Raw genomic sequence first — 25,343 nt, 5'->3', positions numbered from 1 at the left:
CGCGTGCAACAAGATGAATGCACCAGTTCAATTTGAGGCCAGAATGTTCACCCCTTATTTCAATGAAACCCACGAGGAAGCGCGCCGCAATATTCGCCGCTTCGTTGAACGTCATGTCACGCCCCACATCAACGAGTGGGAAGAGGCGGGCACTTTCCCCCGCGAAATTTATAAACTGGCTGGCGAGGCAGGCATTTTGGGTATCGGCTATCCCGAAGAATTTGGCGGTAATTCTGAAGGTGATTACTTCATGAGCCTGGTCGCCACTGAAGAGCTGCTGCGTGCAGGCTCCGGTGGTTTCTTCTCCAGCTTGATGTCGCATGGCATTGCCTTGCCACCCATCGCCAAGTGGGCCAGCCCCGAGATGAAAGCGCGCATTGTGCCTGAAGTGTTGAGTGGCGACAAAATCATCGCCCTGGCAGTGACCGAGCCTGGCGGTGGTTCGGATGTTGCCAACCTGAAAACCCGCGCGGTGGATTGTGGCGACCACTACAAAGTGTCAGGGTCCAAAACCTACATTACCTCGGGCATTCGCGCCGACTATTACACCGTGGCCGTGCGCACAGGCGGCGATGGTTATGGCGGCATCAGCATGTTGTTGATCGAGAAAGGCACGCCCGGTTTTACCACAGGCCAGCCATTGAAAAAAATGGGCTGGTGGTGCAGCGACACGGCCGAGCTGTTTTTCGACAATGTGGTGGTGCCCAAATCCAATTTGATTGGCATTGAAAACAGTGGCTTCATGATGATCATGACCAACTTCGAAAGTGAGCGCCTGGGCCTGGCCTGTTATGCGAATACCTTGTCGGAACTGGCTTTGAATGAAGCGCTGGCCTACGCCAAAAACCGCAGCACCTTTGGCAAACCTTTGAGCAAACACCAGGTGATTCGCCACAAGCTGGCGGACATGGCCACACAGCTGGAAGCCAGCCGTGAATTCACCTACCGCGTTGCAGCCCGCATGCAGGCGGGCAAACCCGCTTTGAAAGAAGTGTCGATGGCCAAAAACTTTGCCACCAAAACATCGGATTTCATTACCTATGAAGCCGTGCAAATTTTTGGTGGTATGGGCTATATGCGCGAAAGTTTGGTGGAGCGTTTGTACCGCGACAATCGAATTGCATCCATTGGCGGTGGCACCTACGAAATCATGAATGAAATTATCGGCAAGCAGTTGGGCTTGTAAAAAAGGAATAAACACCATGTTGGCAGACTATCCATTGAAATACCTGGCCTTGCACTGGCCCAACATTCGGTCCATGGGCTGGGCTGCTATTCGCAATGCCACGCCCATTACCCGGCCAGCCACCTTGCCAGAATTGCCAGTGAACCACAGCATGCACGTGCCTGCACTCAACAATGAATTGCTGGATCAATACGTGGCCTGGACAGGCGCCCCTGCAAATCGCTACCGCACAGAAATACCAGCGCACTTTTGTAGCCATTGGGCCATGCCCATGTTGGCCAAGCTGGGCAGCCTTGCCCCCTACAATTTGTTGTCGCTGCTCAACCAGGGCTTGCGCATGCAAATTCACAAGCCACTGATTCGCGATGAGCCCATTGCTTTGCGTGGCAGCTTGATGGATGTGAGCGACGATGGCGACAAAGTGCGCATTCACACCCGCGTGCAGGCCAGCAACCCCAAGGGCGAACTGGCCATCGTCATCGACAGTTACTCCACCGTGCCCCGTGCAAAACCTGCTGGCAAAAGCAAACCCGCCAAGCGTGAAGAATATGAATTCAACACCGCAGGAAGCTGGGATGCCGAGGAAGAAGACGGATTGGCCTTTGCCATGTTGACAGGTGACTTCAATCCCATTCACACCATCAAGGCGGTGGGCAAACGCACGCGTTTCAAAAGCTGCATTTTGCATGGCTTCGGGCAATTGGCCCGCACCTGGGAAGTGCTGCACAACGCAGGTTATTCCGTGGCCGATCTCGATGTGCGCTGGATCAAACCACTGCCATTGCCCAATGCAGGCATGCAGGTGCAAACCAGTACAACGAAGGACTCTGAAGGTTACACACAGCTTCGCCTGGCCGCAGCCGATGGCACCTTGCACATGGTGGGGCGCTTCAAATGAAGTCAATTCGCAAAGCAGTGATTGTGGATGGCGTGCGCACCCCGTTTCTCGATTCGGGTGGCGCCTATTCCCAGCTTATGACCTATGAGCTGGGTGGAAAAGCCATTGCAGGTTTGGTCAACAAAACCGGTATTGACGCAAGCCGTGTGAACATGGTGACCATGGGCACGGTGTTGCATGAAATTGAAACTTCGAATGTGGCGCGTGAAAGCATGTTGAGTGCAGGGCTGCCTGCGACCATTCCGGCGTACACCACCTCTATGGCGGGTTTGTCGGCCAGTGTGGGCTTTGCCAATTTATGCGACATGATTGCCCTGGGTCGAATTGATGTGGGCATTGCAGCAGGCGTGGAAAGTTTTTCGGATATTCCCATTCGCTACTCGCAAAAAATTCGGCGTGCAACCATGAAGGTGCGGCAAGATTCCTCTGCCAAAAACATACTGAAAAACCTGGCCAGCCTTCGCCCGGCCGACTTGAAACCCGAGATGCCCACCGGCACCGACTTCACCACCCGAAAAACCATGGGTGTGTGTGCTGAACAAATGGTGCGCAAGTTCAAAGTAAGCCGCGAGGATTGTGATGCCTTCACCGTGCGCAGCCACCAGCTGGCCATTGAGGCACTGAACCAAGGCCACTTCGACGGCACCATCATTCCGGTACAAGTGCCATGTGTTAAACAGCCCATTACACAAGACAACACACCGCGCAAGGACAGTAATATCGAGAAGCTAAGCGCCATGCGCACCATTTTCAGCAAAAGCGGCGTGATTACCGCCGCGGGTTCATCTCGGTTTACCGATGGTTCAGCAGCCTTGCTGGTAACAAGTCAGGAAGCCGCAGCTGAACTGGGCTTACAGCCCTTGGCCGAGGTGGTGGATTATCAACTGGCTGCAGTGAAAAGCCTTGAAGAAGAAATGCTGCTGGGGCCAGCCGTGTCTATTCCAGCCTTGTTGGCCCGAAACAAGTTGAGCATGAACGATATCGATGTATGGGAACTTCATGAAGCCTTTGCAGCCCAAGTGCTGGTGAACATCGCTTGCATGCAGCGGCGTGAATTTGCAGATGAGTACTACCAAGGCAAAGTGCCCGGCGAACTGCCGATCGAGAAGCTCAATACCTGGGGTGGTTCGCTTTCGCTTGGTAATCCGTTTGCGGCCACAGGCATTCGCCTGCTTACCACCGCAGCCAGAAGGCTACAAGTGGAGAACAAGCGTTATGCAGTGGTATCCAGTTGTGCAGGCGGCGGCTTGGGTGCCGCAATACTGCTGGAAAACAGAGGGCTTTGAATTAGTGCCGAATTAGTGCCGGATTAGTGCCGGATTAGTGCCGGATTAGTGCCTGAGCGCCGGCGAGAATCAATCGTCATCGTCATCGTCGTCGTCATCATCGTGGTAGCGGTCGTCCCAATCGTCGTCGTCATCGTCATATCGATCGCGGAAGCGTTTGCCGTAGCGGTAGTCGTCCCTGCCTCGGTGGTCGTAGTAATCATCGTATCCAAAGGCTGCAAAGGCTGATGGAATCAGGATGTTGATGTCGATGCGGGGTTCCCGGTATTTTTCCCCGGCCTGGGCCAATTGGGAAAATGCAAGCGCGGTGCCCAGTGCGATGATTGAAACAAGCGTTTTCATTGAGAACTCCGGATGAAAATAGGCTGTGCGAAATTTTGGTGCCAATGTCATGCAATAACTCGTATATGGCGGTACAGGTTGACAAATTGAATATGAATTTTTAATTGGGCAGCCACCGGGCTGATATTCTTGTATCAGCCTATAAGAACAGAATTCAAAACAGAAATAATTCGGGAGACAAACACATGAGTGCAGCGCAGTACGAGAAATTCGAAACCCTGCTGGATTGCCTGGACCATTGGGCAGCCACCCAACCCAACAAGGTTTATTTCACCCAGCCTTTTTCAACTGAAAAAACGGTGGACTACACCTGGGGCCAAGTGGCCGACCAGGTGAACAGAATGGCCGCGTACCTGCAATCGCTGAACCTGCCTGAGAAAACCCACATCGGCATTCTGGGCAAGAACAGTGCGCACTGGATCATGGCCGACCTCGCCATTTGGCGGGCAGGGCATGTGTCCATTCCCTTGTACCCCACACTGAATGCTGAAACCGCTGAATATGTGCTGGACAACAGCGATGCGAAAATGATCTTCATCGGCAAGATGGACGAGTTGTGGCGCGTGGTTGAAAAGGGCATTCCCTCCAGCATGCCCACCATTACTTTGCCCTTGGCGCCCCAGTTGGCCCACGCCAAGAAATGGGACGACATTGTGGCCGCCACTGCACCCACCCAAAACCCGGTGAAGCGCAGCAAAGACGAAATGGCCACCATGCTGTACACATCCGGCAGTACCGGAAAACCCAAGGGCGTGATGATCTCGTTCAACGCCATGATCAGCGCACTGCGCGGCACCTCGAAAGTGATGACCTTCAGCAACAACGATCGAATGATTTCCTACCTGCCGCTGGCCCATGCCGCCGAGCGCGCCATTCTGGAAACCGGTTCGCTGTTCTATGGCTTCCATGTGTACTTCTCGTTCGGGCTCGACAGCTTTATTCAAGACTTGCAACGCGCACGGCCCACTTTGTTTTTCTCGGTGCCGCGTTTGTGGACCAAGTTTTACAACGGTATTTGCGGAAAAATTCCGCTGGGTGTGCAGCAAGTTATTTTCCGAATTCCGATTCTTTCCGGTTTATTCAAAAAGTTCTTGCTGAAAAAACTGGGCTTGTCTGAAGTTCGAATGGCGCTCAGTGGCTCCGCACCCTTGGCCCCTGCGCTAATGTCCTGGTACCGCAACCTGGGGCTTGATTTGCTCGAAGGCTACGCCATGAGCGAAAACTTCGCCTACTCGCATTGCAGCCTGCCCGGCAAGGTGCGTGTAGGCTACGTGGGCAACACCTATCCCGGCGTGGAATGCAAAATTTCCGAGGTGGGTGAGGTGCTGGTGAAAAGCCCATGCAACATGATGGGCTATTACAAAAACCCCGAGCTGACTGCGCAGTCGTATACCGAAGACGGCTTTTTGAAAACAGGCGACATGGGTGTGATCGACGCCCAAGGCCGCTTGAAAATTACCGGCCGCGTGAAAGAATTGTTCAAAACCAGCAAGGGCAAATACATTGCACCGGTGCCCATTGAAAACCGCTTGAATGGCCATGAATTGATCGAGGCCGTGTGCGTGACTGGCCCCTCGTTTCCGCAACCGTTTGCCTTGGTCATGTTGCCCCTTGAAGAACACAAACAAGTAGAGCAAAACCCGGCTGAGGCCGCACGTGTTGAAAGTGAAATGACCGAGTTGCTAAACCATGTGAATGGTCAGCTTGAAGCGCATGAGAAGTTGAGTTGCATTGTGGTGGTAAAAGACCTGTGGACCATGGAAAACGGCTTCCTGACACCCACCATGAAAATCAAGCGCAATGTGATCGAGGAGAACTATTTGCCCAAGGCAGAAGCCTGGGTGAAAATGAAAAAACCAGTGGTGATTGAGCAGTAAGCGCGACCCAAGTTCGACTTAATCGCAACTCAATCGCCAAACAAAAAGCCCGGATTTCTCCGGGCTTTTTTTACGCCAGCGTGCCTTCCCTGAAATCTTGCAAGGCCTGCCGAATTTCCTGTTCAGTGTTCATCACAAACGGGCCGTATTGCGCAATTGGCTCATTCAGTGGCTTGCCTGCAATTAGCAATGCTTTTGCATCAGCACTGGCTTCAATCTTCACGCCATCGCCTTCGTTCTTCAAAATCGCCATGCGCTTGTCGCCCACCACTTGGCTGCCCACCTTCACTTCACCTCGGTAAACAAACACCACCGCATTGTGTTGCGCAGGTAGTTCTTGCACAAATTTCGAATTCGCAGGCAAGTGCAAATCAAGGTACAAAGGCTGCGTGCCCTCGCGGCTTACCGCACCTTCCACGCCATGGCTGTTGCCTGCAATCACGGTCACCGCAACACCATCGGCGGTTTTAAACTGGGGCAGGTCGTTGTTCTTGAAATCGCGATACCAGGGCGTGCACATTTTGTCTTTCGCGGGCAGGTTCAACCACAGTTGAAAGCCTTCCATCACGCCTTCTTCCTGTTGCGGAATTTCACTGTGAAACACACCGCGCCCGGCCGTCATCCACTGCACGCCGCCGTTTTCCAGCAAGCCTTTGTTGCCCTTGCTGTCCTCGTGCAGCATGCGCCCGGCAATCATGTAAGTGATGGTTTCAAACCCACGGTGCGGGTGGTTCGGAAAGCCCGCAATGTAATCGTTGGGGTTGTCGCTGCCAAAGTTGTCCAGCATCAGAAATGGGTCTAGCCTGCGCTGCAGGTTTTGCGTAATCACGCGGGTCAGCTTCACGCCAGCACCATCGCTGGTCGGTTGGCCCACCACAATGTGTTCCACGGTGCGCGGCTGTTGTACAGAAATTGGTTTTGGCGCGTTCATAAATACCTCTCAATGAACTGATGAATACTTCGATTTTACCGCACACCACAAGGTGCGGAAGGCCTTGTGGAACAAACACTTCCAGTAAAAGAACCTGGTTTCATATTGCACTGCAAAATTATTTATGCAATTGAATCAATGGTTTGCTGTGTTTCTAAAAACAAACGATCGTTTGAAATTTAGAGTGTTTTTCTAACGTTTACAGTTGTTAATGACGAAAATGATTGATACATTGAGCAATGTAATCGTTAGTACCAAAGTATAAAAATAGCTGCAACCAAAGGAGTACACCATGAAAGTCATTCCAGTGCGCCGTGACGTCAAGATCAACCTTGACGAGTCCCGCATCAACAACTGGCACGAAGCCGGTGAGCACGTCACCCATTTCTTCAACGCACTGTCGGTGTTGTTCCCCGCAGGCGAGCGTTTGTTCATGGACTCCGTGCGCGCCTACAAAGACCAGGTGACCGACCCCGAACTGAAACAAGCCATCACCGCATTCATCGGCCAGGAAGCGCTGCACAGCCGCGAGCACGAGGAATACAACGAGATGATGGACCGCAGTGGCGTGCCCGCTTTGAAGCTGGACAAAATGCTGTGGAAATTGCTGGGTGGTTTGCAAAAAGGCCTGGGCAAAAAATTGTCGCTGGCTGGCACCATTGCGCTTGAACATTACACCGCCATCATGGCCGACGCCGTGTTGAAAGATCCAAAAGTAACTGGCGAGAAATCGGACGAAGGTTTCAAGCAAATGTGGCAGTGGCATGCGTACGAAGAAACCGAGCACAAAGCCGTGGCTTACGACGTGTGGAACACCGTGATTCCCGACAACGTGTACAACCGCTTTATTCGCCGCTTTGGCATGGTGCTGGCCACCGTAATTTTCTGGCCCGTCATTATGTACTTCCACGCACGCCTGGTGTTCGCCGACCCCAACACCAAGGGCAAGCACCTGCAAGGCTATAAAGCCGTTGCCAAAATGTTGTTGGGCAAGGAAGGCATTTTCCGCAACGCGATGAGCGACTTCTTCGACTACTTCCGCGCCGACTTCCACCCCTGGGACCATGACAACAGCCACTTCATGAAAGAGATCGACGCTTTCGTGGAGAAGGTCAACCAAGCCATGCGCAACCCCAACCCCGAAGTGAAAAAAGCAGTGCGTGCACGCATGAGCAAAGCAGTGACCAAGGCACCAGTGGCCGCATAAAAACAATAATTTTTTCTTCCTGAAAACCGGACCATTCGTAGCGGGGTGGTCCGGTTTTTTTATTCCCGCAAATGAGGGGTGGTGTTTTTTGCTGTGTGGCTGATAACGAGGATGGGTGCGGGTTTTAGCGGTTGATTATTTATTAAGCACTGGGGTGAGGGGAGGGTAATGCTTGATGTTGGTGCGGGATTAATTTACTTTCATTACGATTCAATGTAGTTTGTGCAGTAAGTGTGGGCTTTAGAATTGGCTTGCGGTAGCTATGGTGCGGCAGGAAAGTGAGTCTAAAGGGCTGGCCACTCCACCTACACAATTCGCTACGTGCGTGTAAATCATGGTTGTATTCAGGTCGTTATGACCCAGCAATGTTTGAACTGTTCGGACATCAGCGCCAGATTGAAGAAGGTGAGTTGCGAAACTATGCCGTAGTGTATGGGGTGATGCCGGTTTGTGAATACCAGCACTTTCAAGTGCGCGCTTGAAGTCTCGTCTGAAAGTTTGTGGATATAAATGATGCCTGCGGTGAATGCCGCTCACTGGACAATTGGAAGTTCTCTCTTGAGGGAATACCCAGAACCATGCCCAGCTCTCGGGAGCACGGGGATACTTGACCTCTAGTGCATTAGGAAGCTCCACACCGGGTAGTAAATTGGCTCTGTCACCCTTCCAGACTTCATGCGCGTGTAGCAGCTGTTTTTTCAAAGAACCAGCAAGTGAAGCAGGAAGCATAACGACCCTGTCTTTGTCTCCTTTACCGCATCGGATGATGATGCAGTTGTGCTCAAAATCAATGTCTTTTGTACGCAGGCGAAGTGCTTCCATAATTCGCATACCAGTGCCATACAGCAGCTTGGCGACCAATAAGTGTACTCCTTCGAGATTACTAAAGGCGGAGGCGACTTCTTGACGGGTGAGGACCACAGGTAAACGCTTTGAAGTAGTCGGACGACTTACTTCTTCTAGCCACGGCAGGTTTTGCTTTAGAACCTCGCGATAGAGAAAAAGTAATGCGGACAAGGCCTGTTTGTGTGTTGATGCTGAAACTTTTCGCTTAACGCTTAGGTACTGCAGAAATGCTTCAACATGCGGTGCTGACATTTCAGCTGGGTGTTGTAAGTTGTGGAAGCGAATGTAAAACCGAACCCAGTACACATACGCTTTTTCGGTTGCGTGGGAATAGTGTTTGTACCGAATCGCAGTGCGCAATTGGTCAAGTAAACGTGGCGAGTTTTGGGTTTTGGTTATACTGTTCATTTATACAGTATATTTGTCAGTCGCTAAGCTACACAAAGGGCTCACTCGGTTGAGGTGCCCTCAGGGGTGATGTTCGAATAAATGGATATCGCCGTTATTGTTCGATAAAACTAGTTAGGCCGCTTCCGGTACGCCCTGCAAACAACATGAGCCAAATAAGACGTCCCGAAGTCACGCCAGTTCAGCGGATGTGGAGCTTAGTTGCTCCCAGCTTCGTCGCACTGCTCATGGCGTATGCGCCCGCGGCCTACGCGTGCCAACCTCCTCGACCGGGCGAGCAACTGCCGACGGAGAGTGAAGTGAGAAAGCGGTACAAGGAGGAAGCAGACTCAATTCTGGTGGTTCGAGCTGTCGAACAGGGCGACAACGGAAAGGCCAATCCAACTGCTTTTGAGGGGGAGGGGTGGGCAACGCTTGAGGTGCTACATACGCTGAAAGGTACTGCTCAAAAGAAGGTTCGGTACGGTCTGGGCGGGTGCGGATACGGCGGAACGTGGAACACGCACATCCCTATGGACAAGTACACCGTCGTATTCCTGAAGGGAGACCGCGTGTTCTATGGAGTAGAGCTTGCGCCGGGCCGCAGTGCGCAGAGCCAAGCTGAAGAGGTCCTTCGCGGAGGCTCTAACACCCCGCTACCGAGGTAGAAAGATGTCTGCATCGCGGCGACGCAGGAACGCCCGCAGAATGCGGCCTAACAGGTCGTTCGACGCGGACACGCAGCGGCAGCGCGCCGCAAGGCGCGCGTGTGATCGTGCACCTTGCGGCGCGCTGCCGGTGCGTGCCGGTCACCTCCAACGTTAGGCCAGTGTTCATGCGCATGGCTCGTTGCTCACCGAATCTCGCGTTGCATGCCACCGCTTCCGCCATGACCGCCATGCTCATCACCGAGTCCTGCTCTGGGTCTCATGCTCAGTCTCTGCCGGGCCGTCCGTCCGCTGGCGGCCGGCGAACCATCGTGGTGGGTCATCAGTGCCATGCAACGTCTGTTGAGCACAAGCAGCGCTGGCGCTGTGCAAAGTCATCGCTCCGTCGGCACAGTCGTGCCATGTCAACGGCTGGCATCCTCGGCTTGCCAGCCGGTCACGGTCTCCAGTACAACACCCGCCTAACCCTGCGGTCGAGCGGACGTGCCAAACGGCGCGCTGTTGCGGGGCCTCTGGCAATGTGTCTTCGCTTACCGGGCTGGCACGCCGCTCACCACGAACGTTAGATCGCTTAGAAATGTCAGCACCCAATAAAAAAACACTCAAGAACGCAGCGATGGCGGATATTCTATTTGTGCAAGCAATCTTGCGCCGGTGGGATCCGATTGGTGTTGAGCCTGGGGTTGCGGCGCCCGCTGACGAGTATGACAGCTACGCTACTCACATCGTCTCAATTATTAGGGCCGGGTGCACGACCGAGGCGTTGGCATCCCATCTTGAGCATTTAAGCTCTGAGACGATGGGCCTAGGTCCAAGCAATAGCTTAAGCCTTTCGAAAAGCCGTAGTTTTGCCGCAGAGATTATGGCCAGCGTAGGGCGGTCTAACACATCGTTTGAGGCGGACGCGTGAGGAATAAAGCGCAAAGCTCAGACGTCGGTGTGCGCGCCGCTTAACTCAACCGTTAGGCCTCAAGAGAAATGCGCTTACCCACGATCTCTCTAGACTTCTGGCAACTGGTGTCAGGCGAGGAAAGGCAACAAGCCGCACCTTCCACGTTCGAGATTCCGACTCTCACAGAACGAAGCAATCTCACCTCTGGCCAAGGGGCAAAGCTGATATTCGCGATTGAGGCCGAAGAAGAAGATGGAACAGTTTCTACAAGCACCGAGCGAATGTGGGTCATCGTTTCCCGCAAGGTAGGCAACTACTATTTCGGCATCCTAGACAGCGAGCCAGCCACAGTGCCAAACGATGGTGAGTTCTATCTTCTTCGGGGCGCAGAGATCCCATTCCAAGCCGAGCATGTCATTGCTGTCAGCACTCCACCGAAAGAGTATGCAGAGAGAGTGCTATCCGCACCCCCGGTCAAGCGTTGGGCACCGCGTGAGGCCTAACCCTTCCATCGAGAGGGACGTCCAAGGACTATCGCCCTCGGCCGCCCCTCATGTCAAACGTTAGGCACACTCCAAACACTTTTCTCGCGTTGCACAAATGGGAGGTTCGATGACGGATCAGGGCAGCAGTTACTTTGCATCGATTCAGCAATACCGAGCTGAGTATCGCGAATTATTTATTGCGGCCTTTAAGGATGGCCTGCGGCTTGTTGGTGAAGCAAAGGACTCCGGCAAGTACATTGGAACCCACTTCGATTTTCCCAAACTCACCTTTGACAAGAACGGACTACCCCAGTTGTCTTCAACGACTGGTTCCGGGCCGGTCGACTACAGCGGTTGTTTTACTTCTTTCGGCGGGAAGGCACTTATCAACGAGGACGAGATTGATAGTTTCAGCAATCTCGTCCAGTACGTCAGATCGAGGGAAACGCTGTTGAAGCGTTTTAGCCTGGCGGTAGAACCCCCGCCGATGGGGAAGATAAAACTTGAAGTAGACAAAATCCAAGTCTTGGCAGCTGTTAAGGACGCCTTAGACCGCTATATTCATAAATTCAACATCTTCGAATATCAGGATCAGTACGCTGAAGAAGTGGTCGCCCCCGTGCTTTCGTATATTTTCGATGAGCGGTTGAGCATCGACATCTGCGTACCGATCCTATTTCTGGACTTTGACGTTGACGAACACGAACTTGCTGGCGGTCTTGCCATCATCCGAATCCCGGAAGAGCAGCACCTAGCTCGATACAAAGTCAATTCTCATAACACGAGCGCTCATAAATCAGTAATTCTTGCAGCAACCCACGCACTAGTATTTAAAGACTGGTATGTCCCAAACTCAGAACGCATGTGGGATTTCAATATCTTAGGAGATGCCAGAGCTTACCCGCGCGATTTCATTGAACGGTTCTTCGGCGCGATAAGAATTTGCTCGGCTAGCAAGACTGGCTACAGCCAAATGTACTCTGTCTACAAGGGCTGGGAAAATTACCCGAAGGCAGATTTGCCCTGCGTCCAGGGTGTAACTGTTCGCGCTTATCCATCTGAATTTGAGGATTACCACTGGAACATCGATAAGGTGCCACTTATATCCAGCGATCAACTCGATCAGATTACAAAGGTATTTGAACAGCTTTCTAACGCCACAGAAAATTCCATCATCCTTTCTCTTAAGCGGCTAAATCGGTGTCTTGTCCGAGATGACGAGGAAGATGCGGTGCTTGACGCTACTATTGCTTTGGAAGCCCTGCTGTCTGATGACGGCAAACAGGAGATGACGCACAAGTTGGCCATGCGCGTCGGTGCTTTAGCCGGGCTCGATGCATCATTTGGACGAAATGCTGCGGAAGCCTTTAGGGACATCAAAAGTATCTACGGATATCGCTCGGCCATTGTTCACGGAAGCAGGAATCTTGAAAAGAGTAGGATGGTTAAGATCGATGATAAGACACGTAAGCCAGCCCACAATCTTTCAATCGACTATGTGAGGCTGGTTTTGAAAGTGCTGCTAGCTAACCAGCGATTTCGCGATCCAAGGCAGATCGATCAAGAGTTGCTTTTGGGGGTGCCAACGGGTGCCTAACAAATCGTTGCACCGGACATTTGACCCGCTGCCAATTTTTGCTGACGCAAAAACAGGCATCGCCTCAAATGCCGGTGAACTCAGGCGTTATAAGCCAATCACGGAGAATATCTTTGCCTTCAGATATTGTAAAAGCGGGAATAGCTTTAGTGATTTCATGTCTATCCACCCTGATTGCAGTCTACTTCGATGGCCTTGATTTTGAAGAGATTAGTTTCAGTGATCCGTTTACGTTAGGTATTAATGTCATTTGGACAGTTATTATCGCTTGGGTAATCTGGGATTTATTTAGGGGCAAAGATATTAAGCTAACCCTTGTTCTTGTCGGGGTAATAATGCTTGCTTCATTAATTTGGGATGTATCAGAGTTCGGCTTTGGTATGGCTCAACTTTTCTATGTTCTAGAGCTTCTCATGTTTGTAGCGGCATACTTTTTCGTCAGTACTAAGGAAAGCAAGTCATGGTTTTCGGCGAAAAGCTTATAACAAGCCGCTCAAACACCGTTCCGGCCGCCAATAACGCGGCCTCCACTGGACTCGCTACGCGTTGCGTCGCTCGCCGTTTAGCGGGGCGTTAGACATCACAATGGACTCGGGCTTGAGAACGAACAGGGGAGATAGCGTGCAGGTACAAATCATCGGGATGGCTTGGTACAAGCCTGAAAATTTCGATCGTCTTCGTACGATGTTCGAGGATGGGCATAAGCTCCATAGAACCTACAACGAGTGGTTCGCCGCGGCGGAGACGGGTCGCAAGAAGTTCGAGTCCCAGGGTGTTCGCGTTGTGCCGGTGGACATTGACCCTGACGCTTTCCCGAAGTGGTGCAAGGCCAATGGTATGAGGCTCAACGCCGATGCCCGAAACAAGTACGCCAGCTTTATCGCGTACCAGGTTGCCACGGGCGCGCAAGGCGATGAGAGCGTTCACTGAGGTTTGGCTGCAGCGGTCCTCGGCGGCGCGAATGGCGGTGACGTCTAACAGGTCGGTCGACACGGACGCGTTGCGGCAAGGCGCCGGTCACCTTCACGTTAGGCATCGCAAAGTATGAAGCTCGGTGAGCTCAAAAGTCTTGGCCACAAATTTGCAGATTCCTTTGCAAGTGGGATTGGGTTGTTGGTTGGATTTTATGAAATGGATGTCTTTGCTGAAGCTGCCGCATCTGACTCTGGCTATATTGAGGTTAACTTTCTAGACGCGAGTACTACGGGCAGCACTATCTCGGAAAGGCTTAAATGCGCAAGTAAATGTTATGGCAACGCGCTTCCCGAGCTTTGCAAAAAACACCGCATCGACCCGAGTCAAATCAAGACTCTCATCGCCAGATTTGGAACCGACTCTGTCTATGGGCCGCACTTCACGGTTTCTGTTGAGAGTATCGACGGCCGCAGTTCCACCGACCGATACATTGGTTTTCCTGTGAGGTGTATGCGCACAAGAGGTAGACACAATTGAGACGACAAATGGTTCCAGCCATGCCTAACATATCGGTCAAGGTGCGGCATTTGGCCGCTAGGACGTCCCGCAAGCGGTCCGCCCCTTACCTTAAACGTTAGACCTCATGAATCCACTGGGCATGTTAGTAGGCGTTGCACTCGGGCTGGTGATAATCCTCGCGGCAACTGTCGTACCACCAATCGTCATTCTGCTATCGCGGAAGGTTAAGGGCGCGGAACGTTTATTTTGGTTCGTACTGGTCTTCGCGCCGTCGGTACTCTACTGGACCAATACGTACCACGCTGCTCCTTTTCCTGTGATGGCGGCAGGAGTCCTATTAAGTCCCGTTGTGCTGGCCGTATTCTTGGTGCTCAAACGGGGCGCGACCAAACAAGGGAGTGCTAGTGACGTCTAACTTTTCGGCCCACACGGACACACAGCAGCAGGATGCCGCTTCGCGGCGCTTGCTGCGTGCCGGTGGCCTCCAACGTTATACGTCACCAAAATGAATCCGTCTGAGCTGAAGGCCCTCATCCTCAAGGATATGCAACTGTTCTACGATGAATACGAGATTCCTCCACCCGGTACAACCGTGGGGACACCGTGGTCTAAGGAACTTATCGCTGCCGAACTTGAGAAGATGCGTCCGTGTTTGATCGATCCATTTCTCACTGAATGTCTCGTACAAGATACCCATGACCAGTTGAATGCTAACCCTCCGATTGTTCGCAATTGCTGGGTAGTAGCTATCGACGGCAGCTATGGTCTGCTGTTCGATCCAGAGGCTGGCGATTTCGCGCTTGCCTGCCAATCACCTTCGCGTGAATGGGGAACAATTGGTGTGCGCGGAGACGCGGTTACTACTTTTCTCGCCAGGTAACCAATGACCTATAACCCTGCAATCAACCGGACCTGCGCGAAAAGCCGCGTAGTCCGGTTATTTCCACGTTAGGCGCTATGAATACCATTCCCGGCTTCTGGGACGTAGGTCCCCACGCCCCTTTTCCAGTCGAGGATATTTGGCAGAAGTTTGTGCGACATATCGGTGGCACGGTCGTCGAAGATGTCCTGCCAAATCCACGCAAGTTCGAGAACGCTGACTTCTACTTTCCAGATACTCAGATCATTGCTGAGTTGAAGGAGATCCAAACGGAGTTTTCGGAATCACAGAGCTTCGTGACGGGTTTTGGCGAACTTATGGAACGTGTCGTTCGAGACGACCCGGCATGGAGACCCGCACTATTCGGTGGAGATGGACGATTTCCGCCTTGGTTTCGAAGCGAGTTCATCCGACTCTTTCGACCTCCCATCTCCAGGGTTTTGAAGAAGGCAAACCGGCAGATTCGTGACACAAAGGAATTCTTTGGCATTCGGGCATCGAAGGGCGTCTTGCTGTTCGTGAATGACGGTTTTCAATCGCTAGGCCCTGAGCCAATTCAAGCGTTGGCCTGCAGCCTGCTAGCCGACTCGTATTCGTCCATAGATTGCTTCATCTATCTCACGGCGAATTCCTATGTTTCAGTACCTGGAGATTCAACACCTAGATTGGTCTGGGCTCCTGTCTACAGCGATCGAGCGCCGGAGGATTTGCAGGAACAGATAAATCACCTCGGTCGTAGTTGGTTTGACTTCATTGAGACCCTGTGCGGGCCGCACACAGACCGAGTTGAAACTGATGACATGGATGCAATTGCCGGCGCGGAAGCTATCCGCCTGCCAAAAACATGACGCCTAACCGCTCGTTCAACCGGATAGGCTCCGGCGTTCCACCGCCGAGCGTCATTTCATTCTTACCCGGCGGCGTCACTTCGTCGCCTGCCGGTTAACTCAAACGTTATACGTAAAAAAAGGCATCAAGTTGATCAACCGTTTAATCATCTCGTTTTGCTTTTTTTCTTTGCCGCTAATTGCTAACGCTACCCATTGCGATAAGGTATTAGCGAATGACAAGCTGATTGTGTGTCTTGGTGATGACTACAATGAAGCTGATAAGCGGCTAAACGAGGTTTATAAATCTCTTCGCACAAAGTTGGGGCCAGAAGAGAAGCAGTCTTTGAAGCATTCCCAAAGAGCTTGGTTAAATAAACGAGACGATCAATATGACGCCGAGGCAGCACCAACCGCAGGAGGGCAGGTGTATCAACCAACGTATATTCAGTGCCAGATCGATATGACGAATAGTCGAGTAAAGCTTTTGAAGGCCAGAAAATGGTGAAAACGTATAACACATCGCTGAACACGGACTCGCAAGCGAGCCGGTCAGCTCAGCGTTAGGCGAAATCGATGAGCATAATGAAGGTTGCTAAGTTAGATGCGATTTGCGCTCAACTCGATGCTGCCGTTGAGTTGTTTTTTCTATCTGAAAACTTCATCGCCACTCATACGCTCGCCGCTGCAGCTTACAACGCATTAAAAGATATCGCCAAGAAGCAGAAGCAAGAACATCCGTTTCTTAAGCGTGGATACCTTGAAACTCTCTCTGAAGTCGAAAGAAAAAGAATCATGGGCTTCCTCAATGGCCCTGAAAATTTCTTTAAACATGCAGACAACGACACAAATTCAACAATTGAGTTTGAAACGGATTTAACTGAGGCCCTGCTCGCGGACGCTATGGCGTACTTCCGAGACAAACCGAGTTTGCGTCCCAAGCACTACGACATCTTTCGCCTTTGGGTCGGCGTTATAAGAAAGGAAGCCGTGCCGGATGACTTTCTACGTGGCCTCGTCGAGGCTTTAACTTCGAGTATGAAGTCAAAAGGCAAGCGTGAGTTCTGGCGGTATGCTCACGATCTTCTTGAACAACATAAAAAAGGCGTATCTCAATGAAATCGCCTAACAACTCCGTCGAGGGGGATCGCCCACAAGCTGTGCATGTGGGTTTCCTTCGCGGCTTTGCCGCTACGGCGGCCCCTCACGTCAAACGTTAGAAACTTTATGTCCTCACCAATCGAGAAAAGATATAGTCCAAAGCGAGTTTCAATCGCTCTAGTTACGGCATGGGTTATTTCAATTGTTGCAACACTACTGATTGGGAACCCTTGGATTGCCTTGGTGTCAATCTTTTTTGGCGGTGCATTGCCGTTTGCGCTCTTAGCAATCTGGCTTCCACGCTCCAGATTTGGAAAGTTTGTTCAAGAGGCAGCTTCTGTATGGCAATTGCGGATATTCGGAATCACAATGCTTTTCTCATACTCTGCGTATGCAAATAAATGGGCAGGTGATGTAATAAATCAGCTATTTCGCGTTGACTCAAGCCATTTTGGGGTGTCCACCACGTTTTTTGCTGTGCTGTTTGCTCCGTTCGGTCTGATTTATCGACAAGACGTTATTGGTTGGCTGTGGATCGTGTTTATCCTCCTAGGCACACTCCTAACATATGTGCTGCCTTTGTCGCTTCTGACCCCTGACCGCGCTGCGCTCGGCTTGAAAGCATGGATTGGCGGCTTACTATTTGTTTTTGTTGGAGCGTTTGTCCTAACTACGAGCGCAGGCTTAGCAAATTCATTTAAGCCATTAGCGATGAGGTTCGCTATTTGGGCGGACTTCAACGGCAGCCATCCATGTACTGATGACTGGACGAGCAAGTCAAATAGTGTAGTTTTCTTGGGTGATCAACGTGTGCTGGTCTTTTTCCCGGAGAACCCAGCAAATAGCCAGTTTTCGGTCAAATCATGCAACTACGCAAAGAGTTTCTAACTATTCGCAGCGGATTGTCAAAAGCTACTCTTTTGCCGCCCGCTGAACTCAACCGTTAGCTTTTATAGGGCGAACAAACATGGCCGATGGATGGCTGCAAGTGGCGCAGGAGGCTCTGAAGGTCCCGGGTCTGCTCGTGGAGATCTATGGGGATTTAGCCCGACCAGGAGTCAAGCAGGCGGGTAGGGCACTTGAGACAGTGATGGGTCTTGGCAACACCATCCTTTGGCCTATCGCTTGGGCCAATGAACGATCTCGCATTGCGCTAGAGACAAACCTTGAAAAGTATCGACAGCGCCTCGAATCCATACCGGAGGAAAAGATTGTCGGCGTAGCCCCAGAGATAGGAGTTCCTATTGCCGAGAAGCTCGCGTATGTCACGGACGAGCAACTCTCTGACATGTACGTGAGGCTTCTAGCAACTGCATCAAACGTGGACACGCTTGGGAATGCGCATCCAAGCTTCGTCAACGTAGTAAATAATCTAAGCCCGGATGAGGCCCGTCTCCTCGTGTACTTCGTGCAGCGCCGAGACATGCCGATCGTTCAAGCGACAGCGGTCGTGCCGAAGGAGGGCTCACACAGCGTTCTCGGTGGGCCATTCGTACCGCCAGAAGTAACGAAGGACCTGGTCTTCCCGGGCAACATAGACGCATACCTGAGCAACTTGTCCGGACTGGGACTCGTCACCGTCAGATATGACGAGTGGCTTGCCGACGGTTCTATCTATGAGCCGCTTGAGGCCTCGAATCGTGCCGCACTTACCAAGAGAATCGAGAGCATTCCCCAGCTTGCCGGTCGCGAATTGAAGTTTGGAAGAGGTCTTGCTCAGCGAACGAGCTTTGGCCTGAAATTCATTCAAGCGTGCCACGGGAAATGAAAGCTAACAGGTCGTTCGACGCGGACACGCAGCGGCATTGCGCCTCGAGCCGTGCGCGGGAGCATACGTCTCGCGTCGCAATGCCGCTGCGTGCCGGTCAACTCCAACGTTAGACCCCACGGAGGAAGCTGTGTACGCCTGCCCACACTGCAACAACCCTGGCATCTCTATGCTTCGCCGAGCCTTTCTCGGCACAGCAATTCCTGCAACCTGCACTTCTTGCGGCGCGAAGGTGGGAGTTCCGCTGGGCAAGAGTGCCGTCGCGTTTCTGCCGTTTCTACTTGCTATGGTCGCTGCGCGCCACCTGCCAACCTTCACCCTAGCAGCGATTGCTTGGTTGGTCGGTGCCGCCGCAATGTTCATCCTATGGTTCACGTTTGTGCCGCTAGTCAAGAAGTGAACACCTTTGCCGTGGCCGTGTTGTCTAACCCGTTGTTCCAGCCGACTGCCTTCGGCGGCGGCTGAACGCCAACGTTAGATTCATTCAGTCATGAACTTAAAGTTTTCCGGAACAATAGATATTGGCAAGGCCTTGGGTCGTCTTCTTAATTTTGTTTTTGGCACTGTCTCTAGTCGACTCATGGCGCTAGGCGTTGGGCTAATGTCATTTGGCTCGAAGGATATTCTTCTGTATGCCTTCCAAACCGTAGTACTGAAACAGACCGACGCTACCCCTCCAGGCAGCGCCTTCGGCTGGCTTGAATTAGTCGGACTTGCTGTCTTTGTAATTGGAATCATCATTCCGTTCTACAACTGGATTGCCAATTCAAAGAAGAATCTTGCCGAAGAGAGAACCAATTTCAAGGAAACGTTTAGGCAACTGAGCGATGTTCGGCTGCAAGATGAAATTGAAAGGCTTTATGGTGTTAAGGGCGCTGACGTTCCTTCCATCAAAGCAGTTCTGGGCCATCCAACAAACGTCAATTTCGCACTCAGTCTCTTCCAGTTGTGCTACCTCAACGTCGTATACCATCCACCGTGGTTTTCATTACGGGATCGTTTTTTTAAGCTCCGCTACAACTTGGGATTCTTGTTTTGGCTATTACTGCCATTGCACGCCGTCGCCTGCTTACTGATGGCTAGCTTGGAATTTTATGCCCCAGGTATCCTTAAGTCGGGACCATATGCAGCCCAAGCTTTTGTCGGTATTGCCCTATTGGATTGTGTCGGCGCTTGGTTAATCATGACCGATCTTAAGAAGATGGGAACAGCAATAACACTAGTGGAAAAAGCTCGCCCATGACTCTAACTTTTCATTCCACCGGACCTGCCCGAAAAGCCGCGCAGGCCGGTGAATTCAGACGTTAGGCGTCACAACTAATGCCCCTGCGCGACTCCGTTGTTATCGATTGCCCGCACTGCGCCACGCGAGTCAGCGCACCAGTGAAGGGCTATGTGAAGCACACAGACACCGACAACACAATTGTCTTGGCGTGTTGCCCCTCCTGCGAAGAAGCGCTCCTTGGCTTCACTCAACTCTACCGAGATGACCATGACGATTGGGTGTACGACCGAGCGGAGCGCCTGTGGCCAGAACCGACGGCAATCGACTTAAGCCCAAGCATTCCTGAACGAATCCGCCAAGATATCAAGGACGCACAGAAGTGTATCGCCCATGGAATCTGGTCTGCCGCAGTTGTGCTTTGCGGCCGAGCTGTGGAGCGACTCGCCACCGAGAAGGCCCCCGGCAAGACGCTCGCTACTGGGCTCACAGAACTCAAGAACCAAGGCGTCATTGACGACAAGCTCTTTCAGTGGGCGGATGTGCTGCGCCGAGAGCGGAATCTCGGGGCACACACCACAACAGAAGAAGTCACAAAGGAGAACGCAACCGACGTGCTCGCGTTCACAATCGCGATCTTCGAGTACGTCTACACGCTGTCTGAGAAGTATGCCGAATTCAAAGTACACAAGGCGGCGCGCGGTGACGCCTAACCCCTCGCTCAAGCTGACCCACTGCGGTAGCTTAGCTCGAACGTTAAATCATAAACACAACAAAGAGGTCTGCATGAAGGTACTTGGAATTCGAACCGCACCAAAGCAATTGAGATTTGCATTGTTAGACTCTGACGGGACCAACATTGTTTTCCTAAACCAAAACGCTGAACACATAATCAAAGTGCCAGCCGGCGTAACGGAAGTCGAAGACATAATTCATTGGCAAAAATCGGAGGTCGACAGAATATTAAGGCAAAATCAGGACATTGACCTAGTAGCGATCAAGACCAGCGAATATGCTCGAAGCGATACCAAATCAACTCGCCTCGCGTCGTATCTTGACGCCGCAGTTTTGCTGGCTTCTAAAGACGCGAACATCCCTGTCTGTACACGTCTTTACAGCCAAATCGGCGCCAAGAGAACAGATGTCAAGGAGCGCGCTGAGTCTAAAGTTGGTTCTACGGATAAATATTGGAACGAACAAATCGCTGACGCAATCATGGTAGCTTGGGCGTTGAGAGGAGGAATCTAGTGTCAGCGCCGAAATTCAATGCAGGTGACCAGCTGTATAAGTACCAATTACAACATAACATTGGCGGCGGGTATTTCGGAGAAGTGTGGCTCGCGCATGACCTCACTTTGGCTAGGGATGTTGCCATAAAGATTCTCGATGAAAGTATGGCTCCGGTGGCAGAACACTTGAACGAGGCGAAAGTCGGAAATAGGCTTGAGCATGCGAATGTGATCCACGTTCACTACGCGGATGTTGTCACAACTCCATCGGGAAATGTTGTGGTAATTGCTATGGATTATCACCCAGGTGGATCTGCTACTACACAGTTGAATCCGTCGAATTTTATGCCAATGACGGAGGCAATCAGGATTACCATCGACATACTCCGAGGGCTTGAGTACCTCCATGAGTCAGGTCTTTTTCACAACGATGTAAAACCTTCCAACATACTTGTTGGCCCAAGGGGCGAGGGGATTCTGACGGATTATGGGATTTCATGTGCCTCGCCCGGGTTAAAGCCGGCGAAGGCGCCAAATGCATACGTTCTTCATAAGGCGCCAGAGACGATTGCAACTGGCAATATCACCCTATCGACTGACATATACCAAGTTGGTTTAACGTTATTTAGGCTGCTGAATGGTATCGGAACCATTCGCGATTTACGCAGCAGCGTGGGGAATGCAAAGTTCGAAGAGCTAAAAGCAAAAGGTAAACTACCAAGAAAGCAGGATTACTTGCCATTCATTCCTCCATCGGTAGCTAGAGTCATAGCAAAGGCAACTAAAGCTGACCCTGCCGACAGGTTTCAATCGGCATTGGACATGCGGCGAGCACTTGAAGCAATCGCTCTAGCTGGGTATTGGACGACCGATGCTACAGGAGATTATCTTGGAGTTTCAGGCAACCAAACATTTCGTTTTTCTCAGGAAAAGAGTAATCATGGATACAAGTTCGATGCATTTCGTACCCGACTTGAAAGCGGCAATGAAACTCGCGTAGCGAAGATGTCTGGCTCAAAGCTAACTAGTGAAGAACTAAAAAAGCACATGAAATCGTTCATGCTTTCGGTGGTAAATGGTGAGCTGTGATTTAACAAATAGCTCCACCGGAAAAATACTCGCTGCGCTCGCATTTTCCGGTGAGCTAAGCGTTAGCGGTAGGAAGGCTCATGAGCATACGGAAAGCTGATAGTGGCGATGCCCCAAAACTACAAAGCCTAGTTGCTGGTCTTTCGCGATACTACTTGCGGGATCCGGACGCTACACTTCCTGATTGGTTCGCTAGCAGCCTGAGCGAAGCCGAATTCGTTGATCGCCTGGCAGGTGATGACTACTACAACTATGTCTACGAACTTAACGGCGAGCTGGTAGCTTATATTTCAATTAAACGACCAAACCATGTGTACCACCTTTTCGTGGCGGCGTCGCACCAAGGCAAAGGCATTGCGCGCCTACTCTGGGAACACACAACAAAGCAATTAGCGGTTAATACATACACGGTTAGGTCATCTATGATTGCTATACCTGTCTACAAGCGCTTCGGCTTCATAGAGTCTACCGCCGCTGGTGAAAAAGATGGTGTGCTCTATCAGCCGATGGAGCTTCGGCAAGATGTGCGCTAACAAGGGTATTATGGCGCCGCTGCGCGGCTCGGACGGCTTACATTTCGGTCGTTCCTCCCTACATTTCAGCCGCCGCGCATACCAGCGTTATATTTCACAAATGCCATGACAAGCCACTGGTCAGATTCCGAGGTCGAAGCAGCAGTCGCGGACTATTTCTGCATGCTTCGGCTTGAGTTGACTGGAACTGAATACAACAAAACAGAGCATCGGCGCGCCTTGATGGAGCAGCTAAATAATCGCTCCAATGGTTCAGTGGAATTGAAGCATCAGAACATCAGTGCCGTTTTGATTGAGATGGGTATTCCCTACATCGACGGCTATAAGCCCCGGTTCAACTATCAGCGCTCACTGTTGCCAGCGGTGGTCGCTGATTACCTCAAGAGTAATCCAGAGCTTCAGCACCTGTTTGCTGCGGATTCGGAGGTAACGCCTGCAATTCCAAGCGTGGAAGACTTCCTGTCGGCCTGGGACGAACCACCCACGCCGGAAGATCGAAAAACTCCCACCATTTCAGAGCCGCGAGCCATCTACAACCCCGGTGGCGTTAACTACTTGGAGCGCGAGGCCAGGAACCAATCTCTCGGAGAAGCAGGGGAGCAGTTTGTCCTTAATTTTGAGCGTGCTCGCCTAATTAGGGTCGGTAAAGATTCACTCGCTGACCGTATCGAGCAAATTTCGGTCACAGTCGGGCCATCGGCTGGTTTTGATATCAAGTCTTTTGAGGAAAACGGCACAGATCGGTACATAGAAGCAAAAACCACCAAGTATGGAAAAAACACGCCATTCTTCGTCACGCCAAATGAACTTCGATTCTCCCGAGACAATGCATCGAGGTATTACCTATATCGCTTGTTCAAGTTCCGCGACACGCCGCGACTATTTGCATTGACTGGAAGTATTGAAGATCGGTGCATCCTTGAACCGTCTGAATTTATTGCTAGGTCAGCGTGAAATCTAACCAGATGATGCACATGGCGTTTGCCACGTTGTTTATTTTGCTGACGCAAGAATAGGTATCGCATCAAATGCATCGGGGCTGCGGCAATAGGATTCAATCGCACGCTTTGATTCATGGCAAACTCCACTTGCACTCGAACCAATACCGTCTAACTCATGCGCCCACACATTAGCCTCATCACCCTGGGCGTTGAAGATCTACAACGTGCCGTCGCATTCTATCGAGACGGGCTTGGGTTACCCACCAATGGCATCATGGGTACAGAGTTCGAGATAGGTGCAGTGGCTTTCTTTGATCTTCAACCCAACCTGAAACTCGCAGTGTGGCCTCGCGCAAGTTTGGCCGCTGACACAGGCTTGTCTCTTAATGGTGGAGGCACAGGCAGCTTTAGTCTTGCTCACAATGTGGCTTCTCAAGAAGAGGTTGATGCTGTTATGCAGCAGGCAAGCACGGCGGGTGCAACAATCGTTAAACCCGCAGGCGCAACTTTTTGGGGTGGCTATGCTGGTTACTTTCAAGATCCAGACGGCCACCTTTGGGAAGTTGCATTTAATCCAGAAATGCCCGTCTAATTGAGGTCGATCAGCCTGTAGAACTAGCCTGCCGACTTAAAACGACCAAAGCCCAAAACCAGGATTTAAATTGCGAACAAACTACGTACTCATCGACTACGAAAACGTGCAGCCAGAAGCAATGGCGGTGCTCAGCAAAGAGCACTTCAAAGTGATCGTATTCGTCGGTGCCAATCAAGCCAAGGTTACCTTCGAGGTGGCATCAGCACTTCAGCAAATGGGTGAGCGTGCCGAGTACATCAAGATTTCAGGTAATGGCTCCAACGCGCTCGACTTTCACATTGCGTACTACATTGGCTTGTTGGCCAGCAAAGAGCCCGATGCATACTTCCACATTGTTTCCAAAGACACGGGCTTCGACCCGCTGATCAATCACCTCAAAGGCAAAAAGATCCTCGCGTGTCGTTCCAAAGATGTCACTGACATTCCGATTGTCAAGGCGTCAAACTCCAAATCACCCAGCGAGAAAATTGCTGTAATCATCGCTGATTTAAAGCGCAGGGGAGCAGCCAAGCCACGCGCCGTCAAGACGCTCACGAGCACCATCAGCAACATGTTTCAAAAACAACTATCCGATGAAGAGCTTCAGTCATTGCTGTTAGAGTTACAGACGAAAGGAATAGTCAGTATTGCGGGTACCAAGGTTTCGTATGAATTGCCCGCCTGAAACTTCTTATAAAAAGCAATCGCTTCAAGGATAAAAGCCCAGCATGAATACCGAGCAATTCAAGAACCCGATGCATGGGGTTACGCTTGAGTCTGTCGTTGTGAAACTCGTTGAACACTACGGCTGGGATGAGCTCGCCAATCGAATCAAAATCAATTGTTTCAAGAACGATCCTTCCGTTAAATCCAGCCTGAAGTTTCTTCGAAAAACACCTTGGGCCAGAGAGCAGGTGGAGCAACTTTACCTATCTACATTTGCAGCACAAACTGAAGTGCGAAAAAGTTAAGTCGACTGCCGCGCGGTGTAATTACACCAAGCTATCACCACCCCACAATTTGTAACCCCCTCATTCCTTCTTTTTAAGGTGCCTCTTTAAATTCGTTTAAAAGGCACCGCATGGTAGTTATGTCCTGCCCGGGTAAGCCGGGTCATGCAGTGTAAGCCCCCAGCAAACCCGT

The 25,343-nt window shown here is 51.5% G+C and carries 27 protein-coding genes; 24 read left to right on the top strand and 3 right to left on the bottom strand.

Translation table 11 applies throughout. The annotated features are described in order from the left end of the window. The first annotated feature begins 13 nt into the window (after window positions 1-13). The 3 genes from PY990_RS04090 to PY990_RS04080 are packed head-to-tail and all read left to right on the top strand — an operon-like array spanning window position 14 to window position 3,370. Window positions 14-1,186, top strand: a complete 1,173-nt coding sequence (locus PY990_RS04090; protein ID WP_275270526.1) for an acyl-CoA dehydrogenase family protein — start codon at window positions 14-16, stop codon at window positions 1,184-1,186. Continuing rightward, complete coding sequence (locus PY990_RS04085) at window positions 1,155-2,084, top strand: MaoC family dehydratase (RefSeq protein WP_275270525.1); 930 nt, start codon at window positions 1,155-1,157, stop codon at window positions 2,082-2,084. The genes PY990_RS04090 and PY990_RS04085 overlap by 32 nt, the downstream gene beginning before the upstream one ends. Further along, window positions 2,081-3,370, top strand: a complete 1,290-nt coding sequence (locus PY990_RS04080) for a thiolase family protein (RefSeq protein ID WP_275270524.1) — start codon at window positions 2,081-2,083, stop codon at window positions 3,368-3,370. Before PY990_RS04085 ends, PY990_RS04080 begins: the two co-directional genes overlap by 4 nt. A 69-nt stretch (window positions 3,371-3,439) precedes the next feature. Here PY990_RS04080 and PY990_RS04075 read toward each other — a convergent pair whose 3' ends face one another. Further along, window positions 3,440-3,712, bottom strand: coding sequence for a hypothetical protein (locus tag PY990_RS04075; RefSeq protein ID WP_275270523.1), 273 nt, complete (start codon window positions 3,710-3,712; stop codon window positions 3,440-3,442). A 185-nt stretch (window positions 3,713-3,897) separates the two neighbouring features. On the opposite strand from PY990_RS04075, the gene PY990_RS04070 reads away from it, so the two are divergent. Next, window positions 3,898-5,589 (top strand): AMP-binding protein, encoded by a 1,692-nt coding sequence (locus PY990_RS04070; protein WP_275270522.1) that lies wholly within the window; start codon window positions 3,898-3,900, stop codon window positions 5,587-5,589. Window positions 5,590-5,659: 70 nt separating this feature from the next. On the opposite strand, the gene PY990_RS04065 is transcribed toward PY990_RS04070, so the two are convergent. Then, entirely contained in the window at window positions 5,660-6,520 is an 861-nt protein-coding gene (locus PY990_RS04065) for a pirin family protein (RefSeq protein WP_275270521.1), read from the bottom strand. A 292-nt stretch (window positions 6,521-6,812) separates the two neighbouring features. On the opposite strand from PY990_RS04065, the gene PY990_RS04060 reads away from it, so the two are divergent. Further along, a complete protein-coding gene (locus PY990_RS04060) occupies window positions 6,813-7,727 on the top strand; it encodes a metal-dependent hydrolase (protein WP_275270520.1) in 915 nt (304 codons plus the stop codon). Window positions 7,728-7,967: 240 nt separating this feature from the next. Here PY990_RS04060 and PY990_RS04055 read toward each other — a convergent pair whose 3' ends face one another. Next, window positions 7,968-8,981: an integron integrase gene (locus PY990_RS04055; protein WP_275270519.1), complete on the bottom strand. Its 1,014-nt coding sequence runs from the start codon at window positions 8,979-8,981 to the stop codon at window positions 7,968-7,970. A 1,625-nt stretch (window positions 8,982-10,606) separates the two neighbouring features. Between PY990_RS04055 and PY990_RS04050 the strand changes: the two genes are divergently transcribed. The 19 genes from PY990_RS04050 (at window position 10,607) to PY990_RS03960 (ending at window position 25,171) form a co-directional block, all read left to right on the top strand. Continuing rightward, window positions 10,607-11,023 carry a DUF2314 domain-containing protein gene (locus PY990_RS04050; protein WP_275270518.1) on the top strand — a complete coding sequence of 139 codons (417 nt, stop codon included), beginning with the start codon at window positions 10,607-10,609 and terminating at the stop codon, window positions 11,021-11,023. A gap of 109 nt (window positions 11,024-11,132) precedes the next feature. Further along, complete coding sequence (locus tag PY990_RS04045; RefSeq protein ID WP_275270517.1) at window positions 11,133-12,602, top strand: HEPN domain-containing protein; 1,470 nt, start codon at window positions 11,133-11,135, stop codon at window positions 12,600-12,602. Window positions 12,603-12,715: 113 nt separating this feature from the next. After that, a complete protein-coding gene (locus tag PY990_RS04040) occupies window positions 12,716-13,087 on the top strand; it encodes a hypothetical protein (RefSeq protein ID WP_275270516.1) in 372 nt (123 codons plus the stop codon). Between the two features lie 136 nt (window positions 13,088-13,223). Then, complete coding sequence (locus tag PY990_RS04035) at window positions 13,224-13,532, top strand: hypothetical protein (protein ID WP_275270515.1); 309 nt, start codon at window positions 13,224-13,226, stop codon at window positions 13,530-13,532. A 1,009-nt stretch (window positions 13,533-14,541) separates the two neighbouring features. Next, on the top strand, window positions 14,542-14,916 hold the full coding sequence (locus PY990_RS04030) for a hypothetical protein (RefSeq protein ID WP_275270514.1): 375 nt from the start codon (window positions 14,542-14,544) through the stop codon (window positions 14,914-14,916). A 77-nt stretch (window positions 14,917-14,993) separates the two neighbouring features. After that, window positions 14,994-15,764: a hypothetical protein gene (locus PY990_RS04025; RefSeq protein ID WP_275270513.1), complete on the top strand. Its 771-nt coding sequence runs from the start codon at window positions 14,994-14,996 to the stop codon at window positions 15,762-15,764. Window positions 15,765-15,894: 130 nt separating this feature from the next. Beyond that, on the top strand, window positions 15,895-16,251 hold the full coding sequence (locus tag PY990_RS04020; RefSeq protein ID WP_275270512.1) for a lysozyme inhibitor LprI family protein: 357 nt from the start codon (window positions 15,895-15,897) through the stop codon (window positions 16,249-16,251). A gap of 68 nt (window positions 16,252-16,319) precedes the next feature. Further along, window positions 16,320-16,862 (top strand): hypothetical protein, encoded by a 543-nt coding sequence (locus PY990_RS04015; protein ID WP_275270511.1) that lies wholly within the window; start codon window positions 16,320-16,322, stop codon window positions 16,860-16,862. Between the two features lie 108 nt (window positions 16,863-16,970). Next, window positions 16,971-17,732 (top strand): hypothetical protein, encoded by a 762-nt coding sequence (locus PY990_RS04010; protein ID WP_275270510.1) that lies wholly within the window; start codon window positions 16,971-16,973, stop codon window positions 17,730-17,732. A gap of 79 nt (window positions 17,733-17,811) precedes the next feature. After that, on the top strand, window positions 17,812-18,612 hold the full coding sequence (locus PY990_RS04005) for a DUF4393 domain-containing protein (protein WP_275270509.1): 801 nt from the start codon (window positions 17,812-17,814) through the stop codon (window positions 18,610-18,612). 490 nt (window positions 18,613-19,102) lie between these two features. Beyond that, window positions 19,103-19,855 carry a hypothetical protein gene (locus PY990_RS04000; RefSeq protein ID WP_275270508.1) on the top strand — a complete coding sequence of 251 codons (753 nt, stop codon included), beginning with the start codon at window positions 19,103-19,105 and terminating at the stop codon, window positions 19,853-19,855. A 77-nt stretch (window positions 19,856-19,932) separates the two neighbouring features. Then, window positions 19,933-20,547, top strand: a complete 615-nt coding sequence (locus tag PY990_RS03995) for a DUF4145 domain-containing protein (RefSeq protein ID WP_275270507.1) — start codon at window positions 19,933-19,935, stop codon at window positions 20,545-20,547. Between the two features lie 73 nt (window positions 20,548-20,620). Continuing rightward, window positions 20,621-21,082 carry a hypothetical protein gene (locus PY990_RS03990; protein ID WP_275270506.1) on the top strand — a complete coding sequence of 154 codons (462 nt, stop codon included), beginning with the start codon at window positions 20,621-20,623 and terminating at the stop codon, window positions 21,080-21,082. After that, the gene (locus PY990_RS03985) at window positions 21,082-22,152 is read left to right on the top strand and encodes a serine/threonine-protein kinase (RefSeq protein WP_275270505.1); all 1,071 of its coding nucleotides are present in this window, start codon (window positions 21,082-21,084) and stop codon (window positions 22,150-22,152) included. The genes PY990_RS03990 and PY990_RS03985 overlap by 1 nt, the downstream gene beginning before the upstream one ends. An 80-nt stretch (window positions 22,153-22,232) precedes the next feature. Next, window positions 22,233-22,685: a GNAT family N-acetyltransferase gene (locus PY990_RS03980; protein ID WP_275270504.1), complete on the top strand. Its 453-nt coding sequence runs from the start codon at window positions 22,233-22,235 to the stop codon at window positions 22,683-22,685. A gap of 105 nt (window positions 22,686-22,790) precedes the next feature. Further along, entirely contained in the window at window positions 22,791-23,639 is an 849-nt protein-coding gene (locus tag PY990_RS03975) for a protein NO VEIN domain-containing protein (RefSeq protein WP_275270503.1), read from the top strand. A gap of 162 nt (window positions 23,640-23,801) precedes the next feature. Next, window positions 23,802-24,218: a VOC family protein gene (locus PY990_RS03970; RefSeq protein ID WP_275270502.1), complete on the top strand. Its 417-nt coding sequence runs from the start codon at window positions 23,802-23,804 to the stop codon at window positions 24,216-24,218. A gap of 70 nt (window positions 24,219-24,288) precedes the next feature. Continuing rightward, window positions 24,289-24,885, top strand: coding sequence for a PIN domain-containing protein (locus PY990_RS03965; protein WP_275270501.1), 597 nt, complete (start codon window positions 24,289-24,291; stop codon window positions 24,883-24,885). Window positions 24,886-24,928: 43 nt separating this feature from the next. Beyond that, window positions 24,929-25,171, top strand: coding sequence for a VF530 family protein (locus tag PY990_RS03960; protein WP_275270500.1), 243 nt, complete (start codon window positions 24,929-24,931; stop codon window positions 25,169-25,171). Window positions 25,172-25,343 lie beyond the last annotated feature (172 nt).

It is taken from the genome of Limnobacter olei, assembly GCF_029087225.1.
Taxonomy (GTDB): domain Bacteria; phylum Pseudomonadota; class Gammaproteobacteria; order Burkholderiales; family Burkholderiaceae_B; genus Limnobacter; species Limnobacter olei.
The sequence above is the reverse complement of the archived record's forward strand: the minus strand, read 5'-3'. Positions and strand labels throughout refer to the sequence as shown.

Bases quoted from the DNA above. Each gene is read 5' to 3' on its own strand.
- PY990_RS04010 (WP_275270510.1), top strand. From the start codon at position 16,971: ATGTCCTCACCAATCGAGAAAAGATATAGTCCAAAGCGAGTTTCAATC.
- PY990_RS03990 (WP_275270506.1), top strand. From the start codon at position 20,621: ATGAAGGTACTTGGAATTCGAACCGCACCAAAGCAATTGAGATTTGCA.
- PY990_RS04090 (WP_275270526.1), top strand. From the start codon at position 14: ATGAATGCACCAGTTCAATTTGAGGCCAGAATGTTCACCCCTTATTTC.
- PY990_RS03975 (WP_275270503.1), top strand. From the start codon at position 22,791: ATGACAAGCCACTGGTCAGATTCCGAGGTCGAAGCAGCAGTCGCGGAC.
- PY990_RS04000 (WP_275270508.1), top strand. From the start codon at position 19,103: ATGAACTTAAAGTTTTCCGGAACAATAGATATTGGCAAGGCCTTGGGT.
- PY990_RS04045 (WP_275270517.1), top strand. From the start codon at position 11,133: ATGACGGATCAGGGCAGCAGTTACTTTGCATCGATTCAGCAATACCGA.
- PY990_RS04085 (WP_275270525.1), top strand. From the start codon at position 1,155: ATGAAATTATCGGCAAGCAGTTGGGCTTGTAAAAAAGGAATAAACACC.
- PY990_RS03980 (WP_275270504.1), top strand. From the start codon at position 22,233: ATGAGCATACGGAAAGCTGATAGTGGCGATGCCCCAAAACTACAAAGC.
- PY990_RS04025 (WP_275270513.1), top strand. From the start codon at position 14,994: ATGAATACCATTCCCGGCTTCTGGGACGTAGGTCCCCACGCCCCTTTT.
- PY990_RS03960 (WP_275270500.1), top strand. From the start codon at position 24,929: ATGAATACCGAGCAATTCAAGAACCCGATGCATGGGGTTACGCTTGAG.
- PY990_RS04065 (WP_275270521.1), bottom strand. From the start codon at position 6,520: ATGAACGCGCCAAAACCAATTTCTGTACAACAGCCGCGCACCGTGGAA.
- PY990_RS04055 (WP_275270519.1), bottom strand. From the start codon at position 8,981: ATGAACAGTATAACCAAAACCCAAAACTCGCCACGTTTACTTGACCAA.
- PY990_RS04080 (WP_275270524.1), top strand. From the start codon at position 2,081: ATGAAGTCAATTCGCAAAGCAGTGATTGTGGATGGCGTGCGCACCCCG.
- PY990_RS03970 (WP_275270502.1), top strand. From the start codon at position 23,802: ATGCGCCCACACATTAGCCTCATCACCCTGGGCGTTGAAGATCTACAA.
- PY990_RS04015 (WP_275270511.1), top strand. From the start codon at position 16,320: ATGAGCATAATGAAGGTTGCTAAGTTAGATGCGATTTGCGCTCAACTC.
- PY990_RS04050 (WP_275270518.1), top strand. From the start codon at position 10,607: ATGCGCTTACCCACGATCTCTCTAGACTTCTGGCAACTGGTGTCAGGC.
- PY990_RS04005 (WP_275270509.1), top strand. From the start codon at position 17,812: ATGGCCGATGGATGGCTGCAAGTGGCGCAGGAGGCTCTGAAGGTCCCG.
- PY990_RS04060 (WP_275270520.1), top strand. From the start codon at position 6,813: ATGAAAGTCATTCCAGTGCGCCGTGACGTCAAGATCAACCTTGACGAG.
- PY990_RS04070 (WP_275270522.1), top strand. From the start codon at position 3,898: ATGAGTGCAGCGCAGTACGAGAAATTCGAAACCCTGCTGGATTGCCTG.
- PY990_RS04030 (WP_275270514.1), top strand. From the start codon at position 14,542: ATGAATCCGTCTGAGCTGAAGGCCCTCATCCTCAAGGATATGCAACTG.
- PY990_RS03995 (WP_275270507.1), top strand. From the start codon at position 19,933: ATGCCCCTGCGCGACTCCGTTGTTATCGATTGCCCGCACTGCGCCACG.
- PY990_RS04075 (WP_275270523.1), bottom strand. From the start codon at position 3,712: ATGAAAACGCTTGTTTCAATCATCGCACTGGGCACCGCGCTTGCATTT.